Consider the following 23,641-nt stretch of genomic DNA (forward strand, 5'->3'; position numbering starts at 1 on the left):
TGCCCGTATGCGGCGCCTGATACGGCCCGGTCTCGGCGCCCACTTGCGGATCGTAATCGGCGCTCTGCGCAACCGCCGGACTCCCCGTGGCCCCAACCGTGAGAACGAGCGATACGCCCGCCATGAGAAAACGTGCCGCGAAGTGAACTGACGCCGGTTTCATTTGGAGGCTCCCGCAGGTACGGGGTGGACGGACTTTCCGGCGCCCTTCTTGCGGCCGCTGCCGGCGTCCTTGGGACCGCCCCTCTCGATGTCGTAGAGCAGACCGCCGCGCCGTGTGTAGAACCACCAGGTGGCCGCGACGCACGTGACGTAGAAGATGACAAAGCCCCAAAGCGCCAGCTCGGGTCCGCCGGTGAGGCCGATCGAGCTGCCATAGGCCTTGGGAATGAAGAAAGCGCCGTAGGCCGCGATCGCCGAGGTGAAGCCGATGATGGCCGCCGATTCCTTGTCGGCCTGGCGCGTCTGCTCGGCGGGGGGCACATCGGGCATCAGGCGCCCGATCTCCTTGCGCATGATCGCCGGGATCATCTGGAAGGTGGAAGCGTTGCCGACGCCGGTAGCGAAGAATAGCACCAGGAACATTGCAAAGAAGCCCCAGAACGCGCCTGGCTGGTCCTTGATGCCGAGGAAGAAGAGGACCCCGCCGACGGCGGCGATCATAACCACGAACACCCAGACGGTCACGCGGCCGCCACCCCAGCGGTCGGATATCCAGCCGGTCGCCGCGCGCGAAAGGGCGCCGACCAATGGGCCCAGGAAGATAAAGGGCAGCGAGTTCACATCGGGGAACTGCGTCTTGGCGAGGAGGGGGAAGCCGGCGGAATAGCCGATGAAAGATCCGAACGTCCCGGTATAGAGCCAGCACATGATCCAGTTATGCTTGCGCTGGAAGATGATCGCCTGCTCGCTGAACGAGGCCTTGGCCGAGGCGATGTCGTTCATCCCAAACCAGGCGGCGATCGTGGTGGCGAGCAGGAACGGCACCCAGATGAAGCCGGCGTTCTGCAACCACAAGCGCGTGCCGTCCGATGCCGTCTGCGGTTCGCCCCCGATCACGCCGAAGACGCCGGCGGTGATGACCAGCGGCACGACGAACTGCACCACGCTGACGCCGAGATTGCCGAGTCCCGCATTGAGAGCGAGCGCGTTGCCCTTTTCCTTCTTGGGGAAGAAGAAGCTGATATTGGCCATCGACGAGGCGAAGTTGCCGCCGCCAAAGCCGCACAGTAGTGCTAGGACAAGGAAGATGAGATAAGGCGTGCTCGGATCCTGCACCGCGTAGCCGATGCCGAAGGCCGGGACCAGCAGCGACGCCGTCGTCAACGCTGTCCACAAGCGCCCGCCGACAATCGGCACCATGAACGAGTAAAAGATGCGGAACGTCGCACCGGACAATCCGGGCAAGGCGGCCAACCAGAAGAGTTGCTCGGTCGTATAGGTGAAGCCGATCGCCGGAAGCTTGGCGACCACGACGCTCCACACCATCCACACCGCGAAGGCGAGCAGCAAGGCCGGCACGGAGATCCATAGATTCCGCCGTGCAATTCGCCGTCCCGTCTTTTCCCAGAAGGTCTCGTCCTCGGGGCGCCAATCCTCGATCAGTCCGTGATTCCTGTGATGCTCCTCGGTATGCGCGTGCTCGAGCTCGGCGAACGGAGGCATGGCCCCGAGAACCTCGCCGGCCGCGCGCTGCTCCATGTGACGGATGGAGAAGTGCATCCAGGCGAGCGAGACACCAACGACGAGGAAGAGCAGCATGAAGCAGCTCGTCCAGATATTGGTGAGGTCGGCCATGACGCCGAAGGCGATGGGCAGGACGAAGCCGCCCAGTCCGCCGATCATGCCCACCAGTCCGCCGACCGAGCCGACATTGTCGGAGTAATAGACGGGGATATATTTATAGACCGCCGCCTTGCCGAACGACATGAAGAAGCCCAGCACGAAGATCGTGATCACGAACGGAATGAGATTCATCCGGGTCGAGAAGGCTATCGGTCCTTCAATGCCGTGGATGACGTAGTCGGTGTTCGGGTAGGACAGCATCAGAAGGCAGACCAGCGAGACCCCGAAGGTCCAATACATGACGGCGCGCGCGCCATAGCGGTCGGACAAGTGTCCGCCATAGGCGCGGAACAGACTCGCCGGAATCGAAAAGGCCGCGGCGAGCATGCCGGCCGTTTCAATCCCGACCCCATAGACGCCGATGAGGTAGCGCGGCAGCCAAAGGGCGAGCGCGACAAAGCCGCCGAACACGAAGAAGTAGTACAGAGAGAACCGCCAGACCTGCTGATGCCGAAGCGGCGCCAGTTGCAGCATGACGGAGCGCGGCTTCTCCCGGTGGGCCCGGCGGGACTTGATCTCGGGATCGTCGTCGGTCGCGAGCCAGAAAATGATCGCCGTGACCGCCAGCACCGCAGCCCAGACCACCGCCACCATCTGCCAGCCAAAGGCGACGAGCACGAAGGGGGCGACGAACTTGGTGACGGCGGCGCCGACATTGCCGGCGCCGAAGATGCCGAGCGCTGTCCCCTGTTTCTCCGGCGGGAACCACTTGGACACATAGGCGATGCCGACGGCGAAGGAGCCGCCGGCGAGCCCCACACCGAGGGCCGCGACGAGCATCCATGGGTAGCTGGTGGCGAAGGAGAGGAGGAAGGTCGCGACGGCGGCCGACAACATGGTCAGCACGTAGACGATGCGGCCGCCATATTGATCGGTCCAAATGCCGAGGAAGACCCGCGAGAGCGAGCCGGTGAGAATGGGCGTGCCGACGAGGAGACCGAATTCCGTCTCGTTCAAGCCGAGGTCTTGTTGGATGCGAACGCCGATAATGGCGAAGATCGTCCATACGGCGAAACAGACCGTGAAGGCGATTGTCGATAGCCAAAGGGCCCGCTCCGCCCCCGGAGCCGCGTGCCTCATGACCTGTCCCTCCCCTCGTCGCGCCGCCAATTGGCCTCGCGTCAAACTAGCCGTCCAGGCAGTCAGCCAACTTGTTCCCCAACAAGCTCAGCACCAGAAATGCCTGGATAGCGGGGGTTTTTGCGGCCCGCGGGCGCAAAATAGCACCGGATTGAGGGCGGGCGAGGTCTCTCGTCGAGATCAACTCTAACGCGACGGCGCCCCACGCAAAGAGCTGGGACGCCTTGATACAATCGCTGGCTAACCTCCAACGGATGGATTTTTTGAACGCGACTATCAGTCAAGGATCAATCCAGCGCGTAGGCGCAAGCTAACGCAAGGCTCCTTTCGTCTGCCGGACTATACCTTCGACGGGGCTACCCTCGCTGCCTCTCGCGTGGACCACGCTCGAACCCGGTCCAACCACGCATCGTAGAGCCGGTCGGTGAATTGGCGATGCATCGTGGCGCAGCGCTCGGCGAGACGCGCGCGGATGCGCTCGATGGGCTGAACCGTGGGCAGTGACGCGTCAATGTCATAGCCGTAGATGCGCAGCCACTCTTCAAGCATTGCCGGCGTCACCTCGGGGTGCGCCACCGTCGCCACGATATTGTCCAGCGCATAAGCTTGCTGCACGCAATATTCGCTCGAGTAAAGCGGCATGGCGCCGGGGGGCAAGGTGAAGGCTTCGTGGTGCCAAATCAGAATCTCACTGCGATCGGGCACCTCTTTGAGCCATTCTTGCGCGACCGGATTGTCGTGCTTGTGGATTTCGTACCAGCCGATCTCCTTGGTCGCCATCGGCCCGACGTCACCCCCCAACGCCTTGGCGATAAGCTGGCTGCCCATGCAATGGCCAAGCATCGGCACCTGCCGATCGGCGGCCATGCGGATCAACCGCATTTCTTCTTCCAACCAGGGAAATGCGTCGTTGACGCTCATGGTGCCGCCGAGGAAGACCAATCCGGAGACGTCATCGACGCGCTGCGGAATTGGGTCTCCCCGGTCGATGCACACGATCTCCCAAGGAACATCGCGGGACGCCAGATACGCATCGAGACGCCCTGGCTGTATCCAGTCCTCGTGCCGGAAGAAGCGGATAGGTTTCATCCAGAGGGACTCTATCGCTGCACGTTCTTAGCGCGCGACGGTCACGCTGCAATGGGCGCGCACGACGAGATCGTGCGAGACCGATCCGACGACCAGCCTGGTCCCTGCACCCTTTTCCCCCGTTCCGACGACGATGTGATCGACGTCATGCTCTTCGGCATAGTTGAGGATCGCCCTTCCGACATCGCGGTTTGCCACGCCGACGGCCGTCACCTTCGTCGCTCCGGCGGTCTGCGCCGTCGAACGCGCGGCATCCAGCACCTTCTTGATCTTCTCTTCTCCGAGCTTGTGGACCGGCGCGCTGCGGCCTTCGAAGATCACCTGGTCGACGGCCAGCAAGACGAGCTCGGCCCCCGTCGCTTTCGCCATCTCCGACGCCTCCAAGACGGCGTGCCGGGACGCCTCGGACCCATCGACCGCGCATAGAATTTTCTTCGTCATCGCCCGTTTCCCTTTGTCATCTGATTTTACGCTGCTCCATCGCCGTCCCTGGTCCCGCCCACGCCGCGTCAACAGCGTGGGCGGGCAGAGGCCTAGGAGGGTGGGAGTTCGAAGTAGTAGTTCCCGAACAGCACGATCACGGCGCCGACAATCAGGGCGAGGTAGGGCAAGTATCCCGCCTTGCGTTCACCCAGGTCCTGGCTCTTCAGATCAAGGTCGATCAGCATGTGATCGGGGAAGCGTCCCTTGTCCTGGATGTAGTGCCGATAGAGGAAGACCGGGATGATGAGCGCGCCGAACAGGAGCCCATACCAGAGGGCGTTCGGATTGCCCCATACCTTCGCGCCCACACCCATCAGGAAGAGGTTGAAGAAGCCCAATCCCGCATTAAACCCGACGAGCCAGTTCGGTGCCCGGTAGGGCCGCGGAATGTTCGGGCTGTCGATACGATGAATCCACGTCGACTGCAGATTGAGGAAGATGAAGATCATGTACCCGACATTCGACATCGACAGGATGAGATAGTAGGCAGTCGCATCCGAGGCGGCGAAGGTGAGCAGCCCGAGATTGAAGATAAGATCCGTCCACATCGCTCTGGTCGGCGCACCATGCTCATTGGTGTGAGCCAAGTACTTCGGCAGCCAACCGTCGACGCGCCCTGGTAGAGGGTGCGCGAGGACCCGGCCATCGCCATCATGATGGCAAGGACCAGCGCCAGGATCATCATCATCTCGAGGAGATGCGTGACGTAAATCGAACCCGCCCCAACCATATCACCCATAGCGGACGCCACGCCTGTGCCGTCGACAATGCCGGGCTCGGTCATGCCGTCGACACCGAGATAGCCTTGGAATGTAGCGGCGACGAGCGTGTAGAGAACGACACAAAGAAGTCCGGCGTAGACAATGGCTCTCTTGGTGTCCGTGGCCGGGTTCTGAACTCACGCGTGTAGCAGACGGCCGTTTCGAAGGCGTAGGTCGACCAGCCGGCAATGAACAACGCGCCTAGGAAAAGCGTCCAACCACCGATATTCCACTCACCGTTGGGCGGCACCAGAGGCGTGTAGTTGGCGTAGTTCACGCCCCCGTTGAAGAACGGGACCACACCGACAATCAGCATCGGGATAATGACAAGAAGGCCAATCCACATTTGCACCTTTGCGGTACCTAGAACGCCGCGATGCTGGATGGCGAAGGCCGCAAGCATCAGAATGGCGCCGATGAAGAAGGTTGGCCCGATTTCGATCTGGGCGAGACCCAAGAACGAGAAGCTTGCGAGCGTCATCGTTCGCAAGGCGGGCGTGGCCGCCTCGGTCACGGCGGCAATGGCCATGGTCGTCGCGTCCTGCGCCGACTTGCCAGCAATGGCCGCGGTGTTGGCGGCGTCTTGTAGCCAAGCCAAAACCTCCGGCGACTCGGCCCCGAAAGTCGGGATCGGTGCGATCGCGTTCAGGATGTAGCCCGCGGCAATCGCACAGCCGAGCGAAAGCACGGGCGTCCAAGCATACCAGTTGCACCAAACGGAAAGCGGCGCGACCAGCTTGCTGTATCTGAGCCACGCGGCCGCGCCATAGACTGCCGCGCCGCCGGACTTGTTCTTGAACAGTCCCGCGATCTCGGCGTAGCTGTAGGATTGGGAAAAGCCGATTAATACGGAAATTGTCCAAACAAGGAATGCTAGCTTTCCGGCGGTGGCGCCAATGCCGCCGATCGAGATGAGCACGAGCGCCGGAACGCCGCTCGCAATCCAGAATGCGCCTTTCCAGTCGATGGCCCGATGCAGGCCACCTTCCTCTTGGACGGAGCTCACTGCGCTCTCGCCGGTATAACCTGTTGTTGTCATGGTCCCCGTTCCTCCCAGGTGGTTCCGACCTCTTTGAGGGCCGGCATCCAGACAGTGCCACATCGTGCATATTGTGCAATATTTTTGAATGCGCTGCATGCATTATTTTTGCTTACGGTGCAAATGCTCGGACGGGAGCCCGGCGAATGGTGCAGCGCAGCAGAAAAGACATGCTAATCTTTGGCGCATACTGGGGAATCGGGGACAGGCGGACATGGTAGCGGCCAAAAAACGGAAGACATCGAGCAAGAAGACGCGACCCAAAGCGGTCCCACCGGCGGACCTTGCGGGTCCCTACACGAAGACGCACACCGCCACGCTTCCGCTCGAGAAACGTATCGGCGCGGCGATCAAGCAAAGGCGGCTCGCGGGCAATCTCACGCTGGCGGCGCTCAGCGAGGGCGCCGGAATGTCGAGCGCCATGCTCAGCCGTGTCGAGAACGGGATGGCGGCGGCCAGCCTCGATTCGCTCGAACGCCTCTGCCACGCGCTCGGCATCGGGATGGCCGATCTGTTTCAGGAAATGGATCAGAAGAGCGGGAAGGCCCAGCTCATCAAGCGTGACGAGCAGATGGAGGTTGTCCGCGTCGGGACGAAGCAAGGCTATACCTACCGGCTTCTGTCGTACGATCGCGGTCCCCGAAAAATTTTCGAGCCGTTCTTCGTGGAGGTCAATCGCAAGGCCCAGGCGTGGCCGCGTTTCTCTCACCCTGGCACGGAATTCATGTACATGCTGCAGGGGCGCCTGGAATACCGCTTCGGCGACAAGACCTACATCCTGGAGCCCGGCGACGCCCTGACCTTCTCGGGCAACGTCATCCACGGGCCGGAGCGGATGCTCGACGAGCGGGTCAAGTTCCTCGCGATCATCATCTACGCGGAGTGATTCCTCGCTAAGACTGTCCCCAAAAAAACCGGGAGCGAATAGCTCCCGGTAGTAAGGGGGAAACCCGAGATTGGGATTTTCAGAAGGCCTCCCCCGGGATCCAGCTCGTGCCCGCGAGAGGCACTTTCGCCATGGCAGCCGCTTCGATCGTCAGGGCCACCAGGTCTTCGGGCTCGAGATTGTGCAGATGGCTCTTGCCACAAGCACGCGCCAAGGTTTGCGCCTCGAGCGTCATGGCTTTCAAATAGTTCGCCAACCGCCTTCCGGCGACGACGGGATCGAGCCGGCTGCTCAACTCCGGTGTCTGCGTGGTGATGCCCGCAGGGTCCCGGCCTTCGTGCCAATCATCGTAGTGACCGGCGGTGGTGCCGAGCGCCTTGTACTCGCTCTCCCACTTCGGATCGTTGTCGCCGATCGCCACGAGCGCCGCGGTGCCGATGGCGACGGCGTCGGCGCCCAGCGCCAACGCCTTGGCCACGTCCGCCCCATTGCGGATCCCGCCGGAGACAATGAGCTGCACCTTGCGATGCATGCCGAGGTCTTGCAGCGCCTGCACCGCCGGCCGGATGGCCGACAGAAGCGGAATGCCCACATGCTCGATGAAGACTTCTTGTGTGGCCGCGGTGCCGCCTTGCATGCCGTCGAGCACGACGACATCGGCCCCGGACTTCACGGCGAGCGCGGTATCATAATAGGGCCGGCTCGCCCCGACTTTCAGATAGATGGGCTTTTGCCAATCGGTGATCTCGCGCAGCTCGTTGATCTTGATCTCGAGATCGTCGGCGCCGGTCCAATCGGGATGGCGGCACGCAGAGCGCTGGTCGATGCCTTTGGGCAATTGGCGCATCTCGGCGACACGGTCCGAGATCTTCTGTCCAAGCAGCATCCCGCCGCCGCCTGGCTTGGCCCCTTGCCCAATGACGATCTCGATTGCGTCGGCCTTTTTGAGGTCGTCGGGGTTCATCCCGTAGCGCGACGGCAGGAGCTGATAGACGAGATATTTGGACTGCCCGCGTTCCTCCGGCGTCATACCGCCGTCGCCCGTCGTGGTCGACGTCCCAGCAATACTTGCTCCGCGCCCCAATGCCTCCTTCGCCTGCGCCGAAAGCGAACCGAAGCTCATGCCGGCGATGGTGATCGGAATCGCGAGCTTGATCGGCGTTTTTGCGAACCGCGTGCCGAGGGTCACGTCCGTGGCGCACTTTTCGCGATAGCCCTCGAGCGCGTAGCGCGACATCGACGCGCCCAGCATCAACAGATCGTCGAAGTTGGGCACCTTGCGCTTCGCGCCGCCACCACGAATATCATAGATCCCGGTCGCGGCCGCGCGGCGGATTTCCGACAGGGTATAATCGTCGAATGTGGCAGAGCGCCGGGGCGTCGTGGGTGGGGTGTGATAGGTCATTAGTAAGCCCCCGCGTTGTCGACATCGAAGTTGTAAAGCTGACGTGCCGAGCCGTAGCGGCGGAACTCGGAGATATCGACCTTGTGTGCCTCGCCGGCGGCCTCGAGGAGCTCCAGAAGCTCCTCGCGATGCTCGTCCCGCATCTCCTTCTCGATACAGTCGGCGCCGAGCCCCGCGACCGGACCGCGAACATAGATGTGCGCCTCGTAGAGCGAGTCACCCAGCGCATCCCCCGCCTCGCCAAAGACGACGAGCCTGCCGCTTTGTCCCATGAACGCGGACAGATGGCCGATATCGCCCTTCACCACGATGTCGATGCCTTTCATCGAGATGCCGCAACGTGCCGAGGCATTGCCGTCGATGACGAGAAGACCGCCGCGCCCGGTGCGCCGGCGCTCTGGCTGGCGTCACCCTTCACGTGGATAGGCCCGACATCATGTTCTCGCCGACGCCCTGCCCCGCGCTGCCTTCGACCGTAATCGTGGCCTGCTTGTTCATGCCCCCGCAGTAGTAACCGACAGGCCCGTTGACCGAGATACTGATCGGCGCATCCACGCTCACGGCGATCGAATGTTCGCCGCCCGGATTCAGAATTGTCCACAGCGTCTCGTTGGTATCCGGCTGTAGCTGGTGCAGAGCCTCGTTGAGGTTGCGCAGGCTCGTCTTCGCAAGATCGACTATCGGCATGTCACTTGTGCTCCCAGAAATAGACCGTGGCCGGCTTCGGCTCCCAAACCTTTGCCTTCTCTATTCCCGGCAGGCAGGTGAGACTCTTGAACTCAGATGCGAACGCGACGTATTGGTCGGTCTCCGCCATCACCGCCGGCTTGCAGGCGATCGGATCGCGCAGCACGCCGAAGCCGTTCTCCGTGCCGACGACGAAGGTGAAGAAGCCATCGAGATCGTCGAGGCCTGACTCGAGGGCCTTTCCCAGGCTCTTGCCGTCGCGCATCTGTTTCGTCAGATAGGCGGCGGCGACCTCGGTATCGTTTTGCGTACGGACCTCGATCCCATCGCGCTTCAAATCGCGCCGCAGCGAGGCGTGGTTCGATAGCGATCCATTGTGCACAAGGCACTGGTCGGCACCCGTCGAGAACGGATGCGAGCCGTCGGTCGTCACGGCCGACTCTGTCGCCATGCGCGTGTGGGAGATTCCGTGCGTGCCACCCATGCCGGCGATGCCGAAGCTCTTGGCAACGTCGGTCGGATATCCGACCTCCTTGAAGATCTCCAGCCGCTCGCCTTGGCTGACCACGTTGACCTCGGGCGCGTTCTCCGCGAGCCAATGCCGTGCCCGCGCCACGTCGCCCTCGTCCACGCTGAGCACTGCATGCGAATGGCGCATGTGCACGTCGGCGTCCGCACCGAGGTGACGCGCCAGTTCATGCATGACGGGCTCGAGCGCGAAGTCCTTGTTCGGTCCGGCCAGAACGAGCTTCAGCTTGCCGTCCTTGCCGTCCCCATAAACGGCAAAGCCCGCGGAGTCCGGTCCACGGCCGCACAGTGTCGACGTCATCTTCGACAACAGGTCGCCGAGTTGCGGTTGTAGATTCGGATCCTTGATGAAAAGTCCGGCAATACCGCACATGCGAGTTTCCTCTTCGTTGGCAGAGACAAAGATCTAGAAGAAGCTGAGATACCGGCTCACTTCCCATTCGGAGACGTGGCGGTGATAGTCGATCCATTCCTCGCGCTTCAGCGACACGAACTCGTCGACGAAGTCGGCGCCGAGTGCCGCGTTCATGAGGTCGCTGTTCTCGAGCGCCGCGATCGATTCGGCGAGAGATTGCGGCAGCGTCTCGATTCCGCGCTCGGCCACCTCGGCGGGCGAAAGCGCGTAGAAGTTGACGTTCTGCGGCGGGCCCGGGTCCAGCTTCCGATCGATGCCGTCGAGGCCGGCGGCGATCATGGCCGCTTGCGCCAGATACGGATTCATTCCGCTGTCGCCAGTCCGCAGCTCGATTCGGCCGTAGGGAATGCGCACCATGGCCGTCCGGTTGTTGTCGCCGTAGGCGACGAAGACCGGCGCCCAGGTCGTTCCCGAAGCGGTCCGCCCGACCACGAGGCGCTTGTAGGAATTGACCGACGGCGCCAGCAGCGCGGTCAACGGCTTGGCGTGCGCCAAAACTCCGGCCGTGAAATGGTAGGCAAGCTGTGACAGCCCCATGCCATTCTTGTCGGATGCATCGTGAAACAGGTTCTTTCCCGCCTCGTCGACGATCGAGCAGTGGATATGCATGCCGTTTCCGGTCATCGAACTCTTCGGCTTCGGCATGAAGGAGCAGATGGCGCCGAGCTCGTGGGCGATCTCGGCCGCCGCCATTTTGAAGAGAATGATCGTGTCGGCCGAAGTCAGCGCATCGGCGTATCTGAAATTGATCTCATACTGCCCGTTCGCATCCTCGTGGTCGATTTGGTAGACGTCGATGCCGAGCGACTGAAGGCTTTCGGTCACGCGCTCCAGGAAAGTGCGGACGCGCGACAGGCCCCGGTAATCGTAGGCGGGCTTCGCCAGGCTATCGGTCGCATCGAACGGCATGACACTGCCGTCCGCTTTGCGCTCGAGCAGGCTGAACTCCGGCTCGATCCCCGTCATCATGGTCCAGCCGCGTTCCGCCAAACGGTCGAGCTGGCGCTTCAGAATGTTCCGCGTGTCGATCGGATGCGCGTCGCCGGACACGGTGCCGGTGCCCATCATGCGCGCGTAACCCGGCGCCCAGGGCATCAGCGTCAAGGTCGAGAGATCGCCGATGACGATGTATTCCGGCTCGTGCGGTTCGAGACGAAGCCCAAACACGCCGCCGCCGGCAAATCCGACGCCGTCCGTGACGATCTCTTCGAGATGATCGGCGGGGACCGCCTTGCTCTTGGCGACACCGTAGATGTCGACGAACTGGGCCAGTACGTACCGCACGCCGTTCTGCGCGAGATATTGCCGGGCAACGTCCAGCGTCATGTTCTTCGGCGGAGCGAGCTGCCCCGGCGCCGTCCGCAAGTCGCAAGGTCGGTCTAGCGTGTCTTGCACCATATCCTCCCGTGTTTCATTCCGGCGGCTTTCCGCTCTCTTGAAACCTAGCTACAATGAACTTGCACCGGGTGCAACTATTTTGTAGATCAGTTAACTCACAAACCGTGCTGACGCGGTGGTCCGCAACGGTAAATTGTGAGAGGAACACGCATCGCGCCGATGACCGCTTCATCCACAAAACCGCTATCGCTCAGGGAACTCGCCGAGGGGCGCAGGCTCAGTGCAGCCTCCGTCGCTGTCCGGCCTTATTGGTGGGATGCCACGCCACGCCGGGAGACGCCGGGGCGGCCGCTTCCGGCGAAGGCGGATGTGGCCATTGTCGGCTCCGGGTTTACCGGGCTCTCCGCCGCCTTGACGCTACTCGACAACGGCCGCGAGGCGGTCGTACTCGATGCTGGCGTTCCGGGCTTCGGTGCCAGCACGCGCAATGGCGGCCAGGTCGGCAGCGGCAACCAGAAGTTTCGCGTCAAACGTCTCATCGAGCTCCGTGGAGAGGCGAAGGCGGCGGCGCTCCTCCGCGAAGGCACGCGCATGCTCGACTATATCGAGCACCTGGTGCGGTCCGAAGAGATCGACTGCCATTTTGCACGCTGCGGGCGGTTCCGGGGCGCCATGCGGCCCGAGCACTACGAGGCCATGGCGCGCGACATGGAGGACTTGAAGCGCGTCGCCGGCGTCGAAAGCTTCATGGTCCCGCGGGCCGAGCAGAGAAGCGAGATCGGCTCGGACGTGTTTTTCGGCGGCTCGGTTCTGCCCAACGACGCCTCGCTCCACCCAGCCCTCTATCATGCCGGATTGATGCAGCGCGTCGAGGCGCGGGGCGGCATCGTCATCGGCCATGCAGGCGTCCGCCGCGTTGCCCGCAACAACGACGGCTTTCTGCTCGAGACCGACGCGGGACCGCTTAGATGTCGCGACGTCGTCATCGCGACCAATGGCTACACGTCCGGGCTCGTGCCCCCGCTCCGGCGGCGCATCGTCACCGTCCGCTCCGGCTTGATCGCGACCGCCGAGCTTCCCGCGGACGTGATGACACGGCTGATGCCCAAAGGCCGCGTCTACGGCAACACCAATCGCGTCTTCTATTATTTCCGCTCGGCGCCGGGCGAGAACCGCATTGTCTGGGGCGGCCGCGCCGGCAGAGCGGCCGGAATGGCCGCTTACCGTCACCTCGCCCGCGACCTGCTTGCCGTCTTCCCCGATCTCGGCGACATCGCCGTCACCCATGCCTGGGACGGCCAGATCGGCTATACCCACGATGAGCTGCCGCATCTCGGCCGCATGGCCGACGGGCTTCACTACGCCGTGGGCTACTGCGGAACCGGCGTTTCGCGCGCCACCTATTTCGGGCACAAGATCGCCTTGCAGATGGTGGGCGATCCGGATGGGCGGACGGCGTTCGATGATCTCGCCTTCCCGGCTTTTCCGGTGCACCCGATCGCCAAGCGTGCGGTCCCGTTCGTCGAAGCCTGGTATCGCTTCCGCGACTACACGAAGCTATAGGCTCAGACACATCCGAGGCGAGACCCCGACGAATCCTGAAAGCTTATGCGAGCTTGGCATAGGCTTCTATTTCGACTTTCTGCCATGGCCGTAACATGGATGTGACCTGAACCAGCGTACTGGCGGGCCGGACTTTGTCGAAGACCTCCAGATGCGCTTTGGCAACCTCCTCCGCATCGTTGATGTCGCGAAGATAGACGACCGTGCGGACAACGTCGCCGATACTCGCTCCAGCGTCAGCCAGCGCCTTCTCGACAGTTGCCAATGCGGCTCGGGCCTGTGCATAGGCGTCGGCTTTTTCATGCGTTGGCGGCGCGCACGTTCCGGAGACATGCACGTCCTTGCCGTGCCGCACCGCTCGCGAATATCCGAAGATGGACTCATAGGCCCCGCCCGATGAGATGTTGAGGCGCTTACTGTTCGTCATCCTTCTATCGATCCTCCACCCTAGGCTGTTGATCGGAACTACCTTTAGCCAGACACAACATATTTGCATTCTGTGCAAGTCATAAGGTGGGGCATTTTAGGCGTGCCCCTGCCCGACCGGAAACATCGGCGGGCCATCCTCGCCCTTATCGGCGCTGTTTGGTGCGTGCCTGGAGAGAGCGAGAACGCCCGCGACTGGGTGGCTGTGCTGGGAGGCTGCGGCGAACGCGTCTCGGCAGTCACATTCCCTGATTTGCGGGAAAATACAGGGAAATTTCGCGGATTTGGCCGACAAGGCGCGAAGAAGGCTCGGTTTTCGGTCTATACGTCAGTTACTTACATCCAAATTCTCTACGCAACCGAACAGGGAATTTTCTGGCGCTAACAGGGAATTGTTTTCCGCATAGCAGGGAAAATCGCTGGCTAAATCTCCAGCGGATGGAATTTCCGAAAGGAGAAGTTTCAAGGCGAGGCCTTGATCGTGCTCCGCGTCACTTCGGGTTCCGCCGGAGCGCCGGGGGCCGGAATGGTGATCGTCTTGACCTTGCGTACGCTAGAGCTTTGCACGACAGGCGGCGGATTCGGTTCCGTCACAGGGCCCAATGGGTTTGATGGCGAAGCCCGGCCATACTGGGAAGGCGCGTAAGGATCCGAATACCGTCGTTGGGCGGGTACGTTGGGATCCGGGTACTGTGAAGGCGGATCGTATGAATTTGAGTATCGCGTCTGACCGTAGCGCTGAGAATTTAGTGGTGCCAAGTCTGCCGTTGATACTTGCCAAGGGCGGGAACAGCCTCCTCCAACGACAGAAAGCGCCAACGCTACAGTGATGGCGACTTTTATGCGCATAACATGCGCCTCCCTATTCCGAGGTGGCATCCCGGTTCTTTACGGAGTTATAAAGCGACTGCGCTAGTGGGTCGGTTAAACGGACGACGCGATTTTGAGGCAAGTTTTGGCTTTGTCGTTTACTTCCCCAGACCGCAACGAGCGCTTAGCGACTGACCAGTCAAAGCCCATTAGGGCGTTGTCAGAGTAAGCCTGAACGCCTCAGACCACTGCTCTTCGCAGCCCCGTCTGGGTTTGTCTGACAATGCCCAGCTAATCAATGCGGATGGGGTTTTTCGGTACACACAGCCGGGGGACACAATGCAGCGTGGACTGATCGCCAAAGTCGTCACACGTCTTCTCTTGAGCTTGTGTACTCTCTTGACGCTTGCGGCCATGTCGTCCGGCCCGGCACAAGCTGGGAAATGCGGCGGAAACAATCAGCGTCCCTGCTCGGTCTTCGAAAGAGTCCCGTCGTGCGACAAGGGCCTCGTCGAGAACTTCGCGCTGAAAAGATGTGTTCGCCCCAAGGCGAAGCCTAAACCGAAACCCAAGCCAAAACCGAAGCCCAATTGCGGCACGCTGAACCAACGGCCGTGCAAGGTGCACGAACGCATTCCTTCTTGTGACGGCGGCCTCATCGAACTGAGAGGGCGTTGCTTGCGGAAGGGCGATTGCGGCACGCGAGGAAAACGCGCCTGCTTGTTGATCGAACGCGCGCCCTCCTGCAACAGCGGGCTGATCGAGAAATCCGGGACGTGCGTCGACAAGCCCAAGCCCAAATGCGGCGCGTACAACCAACGCGCCTGCAAGGTGCACGAGCGCGTGCCTTCCTGCGACAAGGAACTCGTGGAAGTGAAGGGAAAGTGCCTTAGGAAAGGCGATTGCGGCGGCAAAGGACAACGGCCCTGCCTTGTAATCGAGCGCGTCCCCTCTTGCGACAAAGGACTGGCCGAACATCTGCCTGGCCAGTGCTTGCCCCTGCAATGCGGCAAAGAAGGCCAGCGTCCCTGCCTTGTCGGCGAACGCGTGCCCTCGTGCGACCCCGGCCTTATAGAGAACATGGCCCAGAAAAAATGCATGGTCCCCATAGACCCCGTTTGCGGAGCGCTCGACCAGCGGCCTTGTCTCGTAACCGAACGCATCCCCTCCTGCGACAAGGGCTTGCGGGAAAACATACAGCTCAACAAATGCATCGAGTTCGAATGCGGCAAGGAGGGGCAAAGGCCCTGCACGATCACCGAGCGCATTCCCTCCTGTGACGTCGGTTTGGTTGAATCCTCAGAAACATGCCTGGCCATCGACTGCGGCAAGAAAGGTCAGCGACCCTGCGCGATCACCGAACGCATCCCCTCCTGCGACAAAGGCCTGTTCGAGGATCTGCAAACCTATACTTGTGAGCCCTGGCGTTGCGGCGCAGAAGGACAGCGGGCCTGCGCGATCGGCGAGCGCATTCCCTCCTGCAACAAAGGACTTTCCGAAGTCCTGGGCCGTTGCAAAAAATACGATTGCGGCGCGCTCGACCAGAGACCGTGCCTCGTGACCGAGCGCATTCCCTCCTGCGACGAGGGGCACACCGAGACGGTCGACGACAAATGCGTGCGTCCTCCATGCGGGGCGCTTGATCAGCCGGCTTGTAAAGTAACCGTGCGCATCCCTTCCTGTGACCGTGGCTTACGCGAAACGGCGGACGGCAAATGCGTCGTTCTTCAGCCTGGCGAGATTCCGATTTTCGCCACGGTCGGCGACTGGAGCGCGGAACTCGCCAAGGTGGTGGAAAGCGAGTGCATCAGCACTCTCGAAAAACTGCACTCGCTGCCCAGCGGAATTGGCGGCTTTTCGAGCATCCAGCCGATGCAGGCGAAGTACTTCCGGATCGGCTTCACCTGCGCCACTGCTTCCAAGCTAGGAGGACTCACGGGCTACGCCTCGCTGGTGAACGATTTGAACCGGGAAATGCAGCAATACCCCTGTGCCGCCATGACGCCTCCATTGCGTCCTGTATGCGCCCTATACGAGAGCCCAGTCTCCACCGTGGGTGCAGTTTCGACCTGCGGCATCGTCCTGGCGAAAGAACAATTGATCCGCAGCGAAGGCGGGTCGGTTCGGGACACCTGGCTTGGCCTCGGCAAAATGGCTTGGATCGGCGCCGACCTGGTCAAAGGCAAGGGCGGCAAGAAGGGCAAAGACAAAGGCGGCGACTCAAAGCCGGCGAAGGGAAGCAAGGAAGCCGCAAACGCCAAGCGCGGCGTCATGGACGGCTTTCTCAAGAACTATGGTCTTGTGATCAAAAACACAGCCGCCGCACAACGCTTCTTGAACGGACCGATGTGCGAAGGGATCGAACCCTAGGAGAGCCGGTAATTCTCCGGGCAGGCGTTGCCAGACCAACTATTCATGAGCTGGCTAGTTGGGGCCGTTGACGATTGGCTACCTGTCACGCTTGCTGCGTCTTCCGTCGCTGGCCCCCGACATAGTCACAGCCATCGTCAACGGCCAATACCCGTGTGTGTACCGAAAACCTAAATCCGGACGTAGTGGTGATGTAGTCCGCCAAGGATCGCGTGTGAACGAATGTCACCGGTGCGGTGAACGGGGCGAGAGACCGGTGCATCTTTAGCTAAGGACCGGTGCGTTCGGATGTCGTTGTAATAGCGGGCATAGGTTCGCAAGATTCGGCGCAGATGCGCCTCGCCCAAAACGACGAAATGATCGACACACTCGCGCCGGATTGATCCAATCAGCCGTTCGGCAAAGCCATTCTGCCAAGGCGATGCTGGTGCCGTGGGCTTGTCGCGGATTCCCATGGCGCCCAATCGTCGTTTCATGATGGTGCCGTAGATCCGATCCCGATCGCGAATGAGATATTCCGGGGCATCGTCCCAAGGAAATGCCTCCGTTATTTGACGCGCAATCCATTCTGCCGTCGGGTTTGTCGTGACGTTGATCCAGACGAAGTCCCTGCGGTCTAGCCGAACGATGACGAAGGCATGAGCAGGTTGAAGCCAATGGTCGGGACAACGAACAAGTCCATGGCGGCAATGTCAGGCGCGTGGCTACGCAGAAAGATGCGCCACCCCTGGCTTGGCGGTCCGCGTCGCTTGACCATGTACTTGGCGACGCTCGACTGCGCGACCTCAAACCCAAGCTTGAGCAGTTCGCCGTGGACGCGTGGCGCTCCCCAGAGCGGGTTCTCGATGCTTATCCGCCGGATCAACGCGCGGAGGTCCGTCTCGATCTGCGGCCGGCCTCCCCGTGCGCGCGACTTCCAACGCCAGTAGCAACGAAAGCCTGCCCGATGCCAACGCACCAGCGTCTCGGGACGGATGATCGTGAGGACCTGCAGGGTCGACGGGAACCATCGATACAGCTGGATCAAGAACCAGCGATCGTTATTCGTCAGCTGGATCCGGCCCTGCACCTTACGCCGCAAAACGATCAACTGATGCCGAAGTGCCGCGTTCTCTGCTTCAAGCCGGCTCTTCGACTTGAATGGCGAGACCAAGACGGCCAGGACGAAGCAGAGCAAGGCAAGCATTGTACCCTGACGTTAGGCGATTCCTTCAGCTAATCAAATGCGGATGGGGTTTTCGGTACACACAGGTGGATTTCCGCGCTTCCTCAGGACTGCTTTGCGACGGTCCGGAGAGAACCAGAAAGGCCGCGACTGGGTGGCTGTGCTGGGAGGCTGCAGCGAACGTGTCTCGGCAGTCTAATTCCCTGATCAGCGGGAAAATACAGGGAATTTCTGCCTCTTCTTGCACCGCCCTGCCCTGCTGGAGCTGAGTTTTCCATTTCATATCAACGCGAAAGGGCAAAACTCCCTAAGCAAAGCATCAGGGAATTGTCCAGACGAAACAGGGAATTCTGAAACGGAAACAGGGACCTTCCCTGCTGGAGCAGGCAAATGATTCAGAGGCCCCGTAGGTTCAAATCCCGGGCACGCAACCAGCGTTACTTGCACCTTGACTACGCCATCCTCTAGGGCCGTCTTTGGCGCCTGACGCGAGAAGATCTAGGGCAATGAGCCTGTCCGCTATGGGAGGAAGAGCGGACATTGGCAACCTAAGATCTGAAGTCGGCTTTTGACCCACAGCGGACATAGGTATCAGCTAACTCTGATATCCCCGAAGGCTGTCGCGCAGGCAGGCCCTTAATCGGCGCGTTTCCAGGTCGGTCTCACCAGTAGCCGCATCATAAATGTTAGGAATCATTGACTCCTCAGCTTCGGGAAACTAACAGCGTTCTCTGCGGAACTCTGTACAGGCCTTGGGTGACCACAATGCCGCAGAAGATGCAGTTCAAGGCCTCCGTTCCGCCTAACATCCCAAAATTGCAGCAGAATCACCGCACGATCCTGATAACTGGTTGTTCCTCCGGGATTGGATTGTGCTGTGCACACGGTATGCGCGCGCGGGGCTGGCAGGTTGCCGCGACCGCACGCAAGCCACCAGATCTTGACCGGCTCAGGAAAGAGGGCCTTGCGGCCTTTTACCTGGATTATGCCGACTCCGACTCGATTAGGCGGTGCGTCGATCAAGTCCTGGAACAAACCGGTGGCGGACTCTACGCCCTTTTCAACAATGGCGCGTTTGCGCAGCCCGGTGCTGTCGAGGACCTCGCTCCAAACGTCCTGCGTGCTCAATTTGAGACAAACCTCTTCGGTTGGCATGACCTCACATGTCGTGTGATTCCGACGATGCGCGCCAACGGTAGCGGTCGCATCGTGCAATGCTCGTCCGTTCTGGGGCTAGTCGCCATGCCGTTCAGGGGCGCCTATGTCGCAGCTAAGTTTGCCCTAGAAGGACTGTCCGACGTCCTGCGCCACGAACTCGCCGGCTCCGGAATATTCGTCTCGCTCATCGAGCCGGGACCGATAAGGAGCAGGCTGGTCGAGCATGCCATGGAGGCATTCAAGCGAAATATCGATATAGAGAACTCTGTTCACAGCGAGGCCTACAAGCGCCGCATCGAGTTTTTTCAGGAAGGGGGCTCGCACAGATTCAAGCTTGGGCCGGAAGCCGTGTTGAAGAGGCTTGTTCATGCGGTGGAAAGTAGCCGGCCGAAACCCCACTACTATGTGACAGTCCCCACCTATTTCGCGGTCCTGTGCAGGCGTCTACTGCCGAACCGTGTAATAGACCGCATAATGGAGCGGCAGTAACACAGGCCAATGGTGTGGTTACCGGCCATGCTCGGCTGCGTTCCTCAATCGTTTACCTTCGCGTATCGGTGCAGCCAACAGCTGGACAGCCCTTCAGCCGGCTAATCGCGCTGGGTCACCTCCCGGATCACACCGCCCTTGAGATCTGTATACATACGCGAGATGTGCGCATTCCGTCGGAACTCGGGTTCGGCGAGCAGGCGGCGGTGCAGTTTCGGCAGGTTGTAGAAGGGCACTGAGGGATAGAGGTGATGTTCGAGGTGATAATTGACATTGCACGGCGCTACAAGGAACCGCTCGAATACGGCGGGCAGGACGGTACGCGTGCTTCGCAGTTCGTGTTCCTCCGTCAGTCCTGCATGCTCTGCGACGGTGCGTAGACGGAAGACCGCAGTAGCAATCGTCGCCATCGGCAGTAACCACAGGAGCGCGAAATACGCCCAGCCGTTCGTGAGGGCGAGTGCGGCCAGGACGGTACCCGCGAAGCCGAGAAGCAGGGCGCGCTCGCCCGTCCGCAGACTTTCGCCATCAACTGCCTGCGTATGTAAAAAGATGAACCATGGGGAGAATTGCCGCAGCAATCGCCAAAGGCTGAGGATATTGAGCCCTAGCAGGTCCATCAGAATGATGCGCCCAGCGGCGCGAGGGGACTTTGGCCACTGCCAGTCAGGATTGTTCTGGATGTATCGCCATTCCGGATCTTTCCGGCAGTCGCTGTAGCTGAACCGGTGATGGTCGAGATGGAACGGCCTATAGCGCGTCAGCGAAAATCCGAGCGGATAGGCAAGGGTCAGATTTGCGGCAACGTCATTAAAAGCGCGCCCGGTGAAGAGCCTGTGATGGGCGGCGTCATGAACAAGGATCGCCAATGCGTGCTGGCGCGTGCCGATAACGACGACGGCCAGCGCATACACCAGCCAATACTCGCTCCAGATCGCGGCAAAGGCGGCGGTGGCGATCACAGACCATTGAAACAGGATCGCCAGAGCGCCACGCCAGTTCTGGATAGCACTGAGCGCGCGGGCGTCTTCCGCGCAAAGCGCCTTGGGAAACACTCCTCGGGCGGAGTCGCTCGTCGGCAACTGGTCTGTTTGAATATCGCTCATCGTGGTCCCAGGGCCTGGAATGGCATCAGAACGCAAGCTGGGCAAAGGGTATCAATAATCGAAAAGCAATGAAACGGCAGAGATTCCGGCCGCAATGACCGCTGCGAACACCTTATCCCCGCGCTTGATGCGTTCGTCGCCGATCGCGAGGCTGAGGCCGAGCGGTATCGATGCAGAGACGGTATTGCCGTGGTCCTGGTAACTCATGATAAGCTTCGGCGATTCCAGCTTAACCGCCTTGACAAACATATCTATGCTCGGCGCGGCGCCCGCATGCGGCACGAAGGCGTCAACCTTTCTGCCTCTCAACGGATCGATCTTCTTCATCAGTTCGAGGCCGATCCTGAAACCGTTGAAGGTGAGCTCGTTCGAGCGCGTATAGAAACGCAAGGGACCGCTCTGCTGTCGCTTGTGGCTCATGTAGGAGTGGCTTTCAACGATGGGCAGCGTCGCCAGGTCGCCATACTCGCCATAGGTTCGCGAATGGAATTCGAAGCCGGCGCCGTTCGAAACTGGACCGACGACAGTTGCCGTCGCCGCTTCCCCGATCGTGTAAACCCGCCCTCGACCTCGATATCCTTGGGCGACCGGATCGACCAGACGTCGTAGTCGTCATAAAAGCCGCACTCACAGTTGACGATCAGTCCGGCCCCGTTTGATTTGCCAGCAAGAAAGTTCTGCGAGATCTGCATAGCCCGCGCCCAACTTGCGCAAGCATCAAGAACGTCAAAACTCTGCACACCTGAGGCCCCCAACTCGTACTGCACGGCGGATGCATATGACGGGACGAGATAGCCGCGGCCAACACCACCATAGATTATGAAGTCGAGGTCGCGAGCGGAAAGCCCGGCAGATTGCAGTGCGCGCTTCGCGGCGTCGGTGACGAGATCAATTGGCTTGCAGACGCGGTTGGTAATATGGCGCGACTTGAGGCCTGTTGAACTAAACAATTTTGAAAGGTGAGACAAAACCCTCTTGAGTTCCCTCGCGCTCAGCGTGTCTCTACTCGCCACCGTGATGCGATCGATGACTTCATCGTTCGAAAGAATTTTCTTTGGTAAAGCGTGCTCAATGGCAAGGATTTGCATGTATGGTCACTCCCTTGCTTGCTTGTGCCAAGCGCCGACGGCCAGAGAGTGGATCGCCTCGTGCAGCAAAGCTGCCCGCTTGAAGAATAAGGATATGCAGCGCCGTCCGGATTGCGCGCGCAGTTCGTACAGGGTCGTGTAGTTGTAGAACCGATCGTAGAACTGCTCCATCAGACCTGTCCGGCCGCGCTTGCTGCGTGAAGGCGATCAGTTCACTGGCGGCTTTTTCAACGGTCGCATCGTCGTCCGAGGTGTCCTTCCAGTGATAGATCAGGTGAGCCGCCATTATATTCCGTCGGAAACGCTCGCCAATTGCGTGACGCTGCTGAGCAAACCCGCGTCGCGCAGGAAACGGATGGGTCCCAGATGGAATTTCGTGGCGCGGAACGCCTCCGGAAAGAGCGAGACCGATATTCATCGCCGTTTTCTGTCGAACGACGGCCTACTCTCCGCCATGGGATTTGGCCTCTGACCGAGTTTGCGCAAGGCGTCCTCTGCTGCCTCCTGGCTTCTCAACCGCAGCGGCTTGGCAGTACCCATCGTCTTTTCAGACACCCATACCCTCTCATACATATCGCCTAAGCAAAGGATAAGTTCGGCAAGAGTCTGATTTATATCTGAAGTTGATTTCTGCTCGTATGGGCATTGTCCTCGCCAGGACGCTCAAGCCAATTTACTCTGACAATGCCAGCTAACAGGGAATTGTTTCGCGCATCGCAGGGAACGTAGCGTGGCTAAATCTCCAGCAGATGAAATTTTCGGAAAGGACAGCCAATTCCGCCGTACCTTTACCGCGCACTTTCGCGGCCTGACCCAATGAGCACGCCCTAGAGTCGGAGCCCGACTATTCACGAGACCAAACCGCGATCTCAAACCCGTCTTTACCGCTTCACCAAGCCCTTCCTGGTGCTTGGAGAGATGTCGGCGCGTTGGCCGGCACGCGCGCTTGTGGTTCTGCTCGCGCTGTCGGCGGTGATGACGATCGGTCTTCTTAAAGTGAAGACCGACGACGCCCTCGATCAGTTCCTTCGATCGGCAACCCCGGACTATCTAGCCTTCGAGGAGCTACGGGAGCGCTTCCCGGCAAGCGACCTCGATGTCTATCTCGCCGTGGATGGACCCGACCTTCTGAGCCCTGAGCATCTGCAACAGATGCAGGATCTCACATTCGATCTTCTGCTGTCGGACGCGGTGGAGTCGGTTGTGTCGGTGTTCTCGTTGCGAGAACCGCTAGAGGCCGGTCGTCTGCCCGCTCCCATCATTCCGGACGACTTAACTCAGGGGCCCGAAACGCTGTCTGCGCTGGGAAAGCGTCTCGATGAGCACCCGTTGGCGCACGGACGGCTTATTTCCAAATCCGTCGACGGGAACCGACTGGCGCTGTTCCTGGTGGCTCTCAACCGCGATGAGGTCGCGAAGCGGGGCTTGCCCGTCATCATTGGCGAGCTAGGGACCATTGTGAGCGAAAGCGCCGCTGCAACCGATCTCCGGCTGGGCCTGTCAGGCATGCCTGTCATGAAGGTGGAAGTGATCGACAGCACGCGCCGCGATATCCTCGTGTTCAACGCGGTCGGACTCCTCGTTGGCGCCGTGATCCTCGGCTTATTCTTTCGCCGCTGGCGGCTCGTGCTCATCGCCAATGTGCCGGCTCTTTTGGCGATCATTTGGTCTCTGGGACTGTTCGGCTGGACAGGGACGCGCATCGACCCTCTGATGAACGCGGTGATGCCGCTCGTGCTGGTTGTCACTATCAACAACGCGATGCACTTTCTTTTCGCGGTCTGCCGCAACTTGGACGCGGGCACCGCCAAAGTTAAGGCATCCAGCAAGCCATCGCGGAGATCGGGCCTGCTTGCGCGCTGACCTCGATAACGACATCGATCGCGCTTCTTTCTCTCGCGATGAGCAGC

At 60.7% G+C, this 23,641-nt stretch carries 19 protein-coding genes and 2 pseudogenes; 6 read left to right on the forward strand and 15 right to left on the reverse strand.

The features are described from left to right. Positions 1 to 159: 159 nt before the first annotated feature. The 4 genes and pseudogenes from AUC69_RS03490 to AUC69_RS03505 form a co-directional block, all read right to left on the reverse strand. Positions 160 to 2,925 carry a nitrate/nitrite transporter gene (locus AUC69_RS03490; RefSeq protein WP_083239050.1) on the reverse strand — a complete coding sequence of 922 codons (2,766 nt, stop codon included), beginning with the start codon at positions 2,923 to 2,925 and terminating at the stop codon, positions 160 to 162. Between the two features lie 339 nt (positions 2,926 to 3,264). Next, entirely contained in the window at positions 3,265 to 4,014 is a 750-nt protein-coding gene (locus AUC69_RS03495) for a type 1 glutamine amidotransferase (RefSeq protein WP_069440934.1), read from the reverse strand. Between the two features lie 27 nt (positions 4,015 to 4,041). Beyond that, positions 4,042 to 4,455, reverse strand: coding sequence for a universal stress protein (locus tag AUC69_RS03500; RefSeq protein WP_069440935.1), 414 nt, complete (start codon positions 4,453 to 4,455; stop codon positions 4,042 to 4,044). Between the two features lie 92 nt (positions 4,456 to 4,547). Next, positions 4,548 to 6,297: pseudogene (locus tag AUC69_RS03505) on the reverse strand (trimethylamine N-oxide permease). Positions 6,298 to 6,511: 214 nt separating this feature from the next. Between AUC69_RS03505 and AUC69_RS03510 the strand changes: the two are divergent. After that, positions 6,512 to 7,183, forward strand: a complete 672-nt coding sequence (locus AUC69_RS03510; RefSeq protein ID WP_083239051.1) for a helix-turn-helix domain-containing protein — start codon at positions 6,512 to 6,514, stop codon at positions 7,181 to 7,183. Positions 7,184 to 7,262: 79 nt separating this feature from the next. On the opposite strand, the gene AUC69_RS03515 is transcribed toward AUC69_RS03510, so the two are convergent. From AUC69_RS03515 to glnT, 4 genes and pseudogenes are all read right to left on the reverse strand, one after another. Continuing rightward, on the reverse strand, positions 7,263 to 8,588 hold the full coding sequence (locus AUC69_RS03515; protein WP_069440936.1) for an FMN-binding glutamate synthase family protein: 1,326 nt from the start codon (positions 8,586 to 8,588) through the stop codon (positions 7,263 to 7,265). Beyond that, positions 8,588 to 9,275, reverse strand: a pseudogene (locus tag AUC69_RS03520) (protein glxC). Before AUC69_RS03520 ends, AUC69_RS03515 begins: the two are co-directional and overlap by 1 nt. Before the next feature lies 1 nt (position 9,276). Further along, positions 9,277 to 10,176 carry a class II glutamine amidotransferase gene (locus tag AUC69_RS03525; RefSeq protein WP_069440937.1) on the reverse strand — a complete coding sequence of 300 codons (900 nt, stop codon included), beginning with the start codon at positions 10,174 to 10,176 and terminating at the stop codon, positions 9,277 to 9,279. 33 nt (positions 10,177 to 10,209) lie between these two features. Next, on the reverse strand, positions 10,210 to 11,616 hold the full coding sequence (gene glnT, locus AUC69_RS03530) for a type III glutamate--ammonia ligase (protein WP_083239052.1): 1,407 nt from the start codon (positions 11,614 to 11,616) through the stop codon (positions 10,210 to 10,212). A gap of 159 nt (positions 11,617 to 11,775) precedes the next feature. Here glnT and AUC69_RS03535 point away from each other — a divergent pair, with 159 nt between their 5' ends. After that, complete coding sequence (locus AUC69_RS03535) at positions 11,776 to 13,119, forward strand: NAD(P)/FAD-dependent oxidoreductase (protein ID WP_069440938.1); 1,344 nt, start codon at positions 11,776 to 11,778, stop codon at positions 13,117 to 13,119. Positions 13,120 to 13,162: 43 nt separating this feature from the next. Here the strand turns inward: AUC69_RS03535 and AUC69_RS03540 are convergent, their stop codons facing one another. Next, positions 13,163 to 13,546, reverse strand: a complete 384-nt coding sequence (locus AUC69_RS03540; RefSeq protein WP_069440939.1) for a Rid family hydrolase — start codon at positions 13,544 to 13,546, stop codon at positions 13,163 to 13,165. Between the two features lie 1,208 nt (positions 13,547 to 14,754). Here AUC69_RS03540 and AUC69_RS03545 point away from each other — a divergent pair. Beyond that, positions 14,755 to 16,725, forward strand: coding sequence for a hypothetical protein (locus tag AUC69_RS03545; protein WP_141700563.1), 1,971 nt, complete (start codon positions 14,755 to 14,757; stop codon positions 16,723 to 16,725). Positions 16,726 to 16,895: 170 nt separating this feature from the next. Here the strand turns inward: AUC69_RS03545 and AUC69_RS15950 are convergent, their stop codons facing one another. Further along, positions 16,896 to 17,201, reverse strand: coding sequence for an integrase core domain-containing protein (locus AUC69_RS15950; protein ID WP_244500075.1), 306 nt, complete (start codon positions 17,199 to 17,201; stop codon positions 16,896 to 16,898). A gap of 140 nt (positions 17,202 to 17,341) precedes the next feature. Beyond that, positions 17,342 to 17,911 (reverse strand): hypothetical protein, encoded by a 570-nt coding sequence (locus tag AUC69_RS17840; protein WP_204377253.1) that lies wholly within the window; start codon positions 17,909 to 17,911, stop codon positions 17,342 to 17,344. Positions 17,912 to 18,667: 756 nt separating this feature from the next. Between AUC69_RS17840 and AUC69_RS03555 the strand changes: the two genes are divergently transcribed. Next, a complete protein-coding gene (locus tag AUC69_RS03555; RefSeq protein WP_069440953.1) occupies positions 18,668 to 19,537 on the forward strand; it encodes an SDR family oxidoreductase in 870 nt (289 codons plus the stop codon). 101 nt (positions 19,538 to 19,638) lie between these two features. On the opposite strand, the gene AUC69_RS03560 is transcribed toward AUC69_RS03555, so the two are convergent. Genes AUC69_RS03560 through AUC69_RS17275 form a run of 4 tightly spaced genes read right to left on the reverse strand, consistent with a single transcriptional unit; the run spans position 19,639 to position 21,902 of the window. Further along, positions 19,639 to 20,643, reverse strand: coding sequence for a fatty acid desaturase family protein (locus AUC69_RS03560; protein WP_069440941.1), 1,005 nt, complete (start codon positions 20,641 to 20,643; stop codon positions 19,639 to 19,641). Positions 20,644 to 20,694: 51 nt separating this feature from the next. After that, complete coding sequence (locus AUC69_RS03565; RefSeq protein ID WP_069440942.1) at positions 20,695 to 21,063, reverse strand: 3-oxoacyl-[acyl-carrier-protein] synthase III C-terminal domain-containing protein; 369 nt, start codon at positions 21,061 to 21,063, stop codon at positions 20,695 to 20,697. Continuing rightward, on the reverse strand, positions 21,060 to 21,731 hold the full coding sequence (locus tag AUC69_RS03570; protein ID WP_069440943.1) for a beta-ketoacyl-[acyl-carrier-protein] synthase family protein: 672 nt from the start codon (positions 21,729 to 21,731) through the stop codon (positions 21,060 to 21,062). Before AUC69_RS03570 ends, AUC69_RS03565 begins: the two co-directional genes overlap by 4 nt. Positions 21,732 to 21,737: 6 nt before the next feature. After that, a complete protein-coding gene (locus AUC69_RS17275) occupies positions 21,738 to 21,902 on the reverse strand; it encodes a hypothetical protein (protein WP_158008001.1) in 165 nt (54 codons plus the stop codon). A gap of 19 nt (positions 21,903 to 21,921) precedes the next feature. Between AUC69_RS17275 and AUC69_RS03575 the strand changes: the two genes are divergently transcribed. Both AUC69_RS03575 and AUC69_RS03580 read left to right on the forward strand, forming a co-directional pair. Next, a complete protein-coding gene (locus tag AUC69_RS03575) occupies positions 21,922 to 22,203 on the forward strand; it encodes a hypothetical protein (protein ID WP_069440944.1) in 282 nt (93 codons plus the stop codon). Between the two features lie 476 nt (positions 22,204 to 22,679). Continuing rightward, complete coding sequence (locus AUC69_RS03580) at positions 22,680 to 23,594, forward strand: MMPL family transporter (RefSeq protein ID WP_158008002.1); 915 nt, start codon at positions 22,680 to 22,682, stop codon at positions 23,592 to 23,594. Positions 23,595 to 23,641 lie beyond the last annotated feature (47 nt).

The organism is Methyloceanibacter superfactus (assembly GCF_001723305.1).
GTDB classification, from domain to species: domain Bacteria; phylum Pseudomonadota; class Alphaproteobacteria; order Rhizobiales; family Methyloligellaceae; genus Methyloceanibacter; species Methyloceanibacter superfactus.

Bases quoted from the DNA above. Each gene is read 5' to 3' on its own strand.
- AUC69_RS03535 (WP_069440938.1), top strand. From the start codon at position 11,776: ATGACCGCTTCATCCACAAAACCGCTATCGCTCAGGGAACTCGCCGAG.
- AUC69_RS03540 (WP_069440939.1), bottom strand. From the start codon at position 13,546: ATGACGAACAGTAAGCGCCTCAACATCTCATCGGGCGGGGCCTATGAG.
- AUC69_RS17275 (WP_158008001.1), bottom strand. From the start codon at position 21,902: ATGGAGCAGTTCTACGATCGGTTCTACAACTACACGACCCTGTACGAA.
- AUC69_RS03515 (WP_069440936.1), bottom strand. From the start codon at position 8,588: ATGACCTATCACACCCCACCCACGACGCCCCGGCGCTCTGCCACATTC.
- glnT (WP_083239052.1), bottom strand. From the start codon at position 11,616: ATGGTGCAAGACACGCTAGACCGACCTTGCGACTTGCGGACGGCGCCG.
- AUC69_RS03495 (WP_069440934.1), bottom strand. From the start codon at position 4,014: ATGAAACCTATCCGCTTCTTCCGGCACGAGGACTGGATACAGCCAGGG.
- AUC69_RS15950 (WP_244500075.1), bottom strand. From the start codon at position 17,201: ATGAAACGACGATTGGGCGCCATGGGAATCCGCGACAAGCCCACGGCA.
- AUC69_RS03525 (WP_069440937.1), bottom strand. From the start codon at position 10,176: ATGTGCGGTATTGCCGGACTTTTCATCAAGGATCCGAATCTACAACCG.
- AUC69_RS03555 (WP_069440953.1), top strand. From the start codon at position 18,668: ATGCAGTTCAAGGCCTCCGTTCCGCCTAACATCCCAAAATTGCAGCAG.
- AUC69_RS03510 (WP_083239051.1), top strand. From the start codon at position 6,512: ATGGTAGCGGCCAAAAAACGGAAGACATCGAGCAAGAAGACGCGACCC.
- AUC69_RS03570 (WP_069440943.1), bottom strand. From the start codon at position 21,731: ATGCAAATCCTTGCCATTGAGCACGCTTTACCAAAGAAAATTCTTTCG.
- AUC69_RS03490 (WP_083239050.1), bottom strand. From the start codon at position 2,925: ATGAGGCACGCGGCTCCGGGGGCGGAGCGGGCCCTTTGGCTATCGACA.
- AUC69_RS17840 (WP_204377253.1), bottom strand. From the start codon at position 17,911: ATGCTTGCCTTGCTCTGCTTCGTCCTGGCCGTCTTGGTCTCGCCATTC.
- AUC69_RS03500 (WP_069440935.1), bottom strand. From the start codon at position 4,455: ATGACGAAGAAAATTCTATGCGCGGTCGATGGGTCCGAGGCGTCCCGG.
- AUC69_RS03565 (WP_069440942.1), bottom strand. From the start codon at position 21,063: ATGAGCCACAAGCGACAGCAGAGCGGTCCCTTGCGTTTCTATACGCGC.
- AUC69_RS03560 (WP_069440941.1), bottom strand. From the start codon at position 20,643: ATGAGCGATATTCAAACAGACCAGTTGCCGACGAGCGACTCCGCCCGA.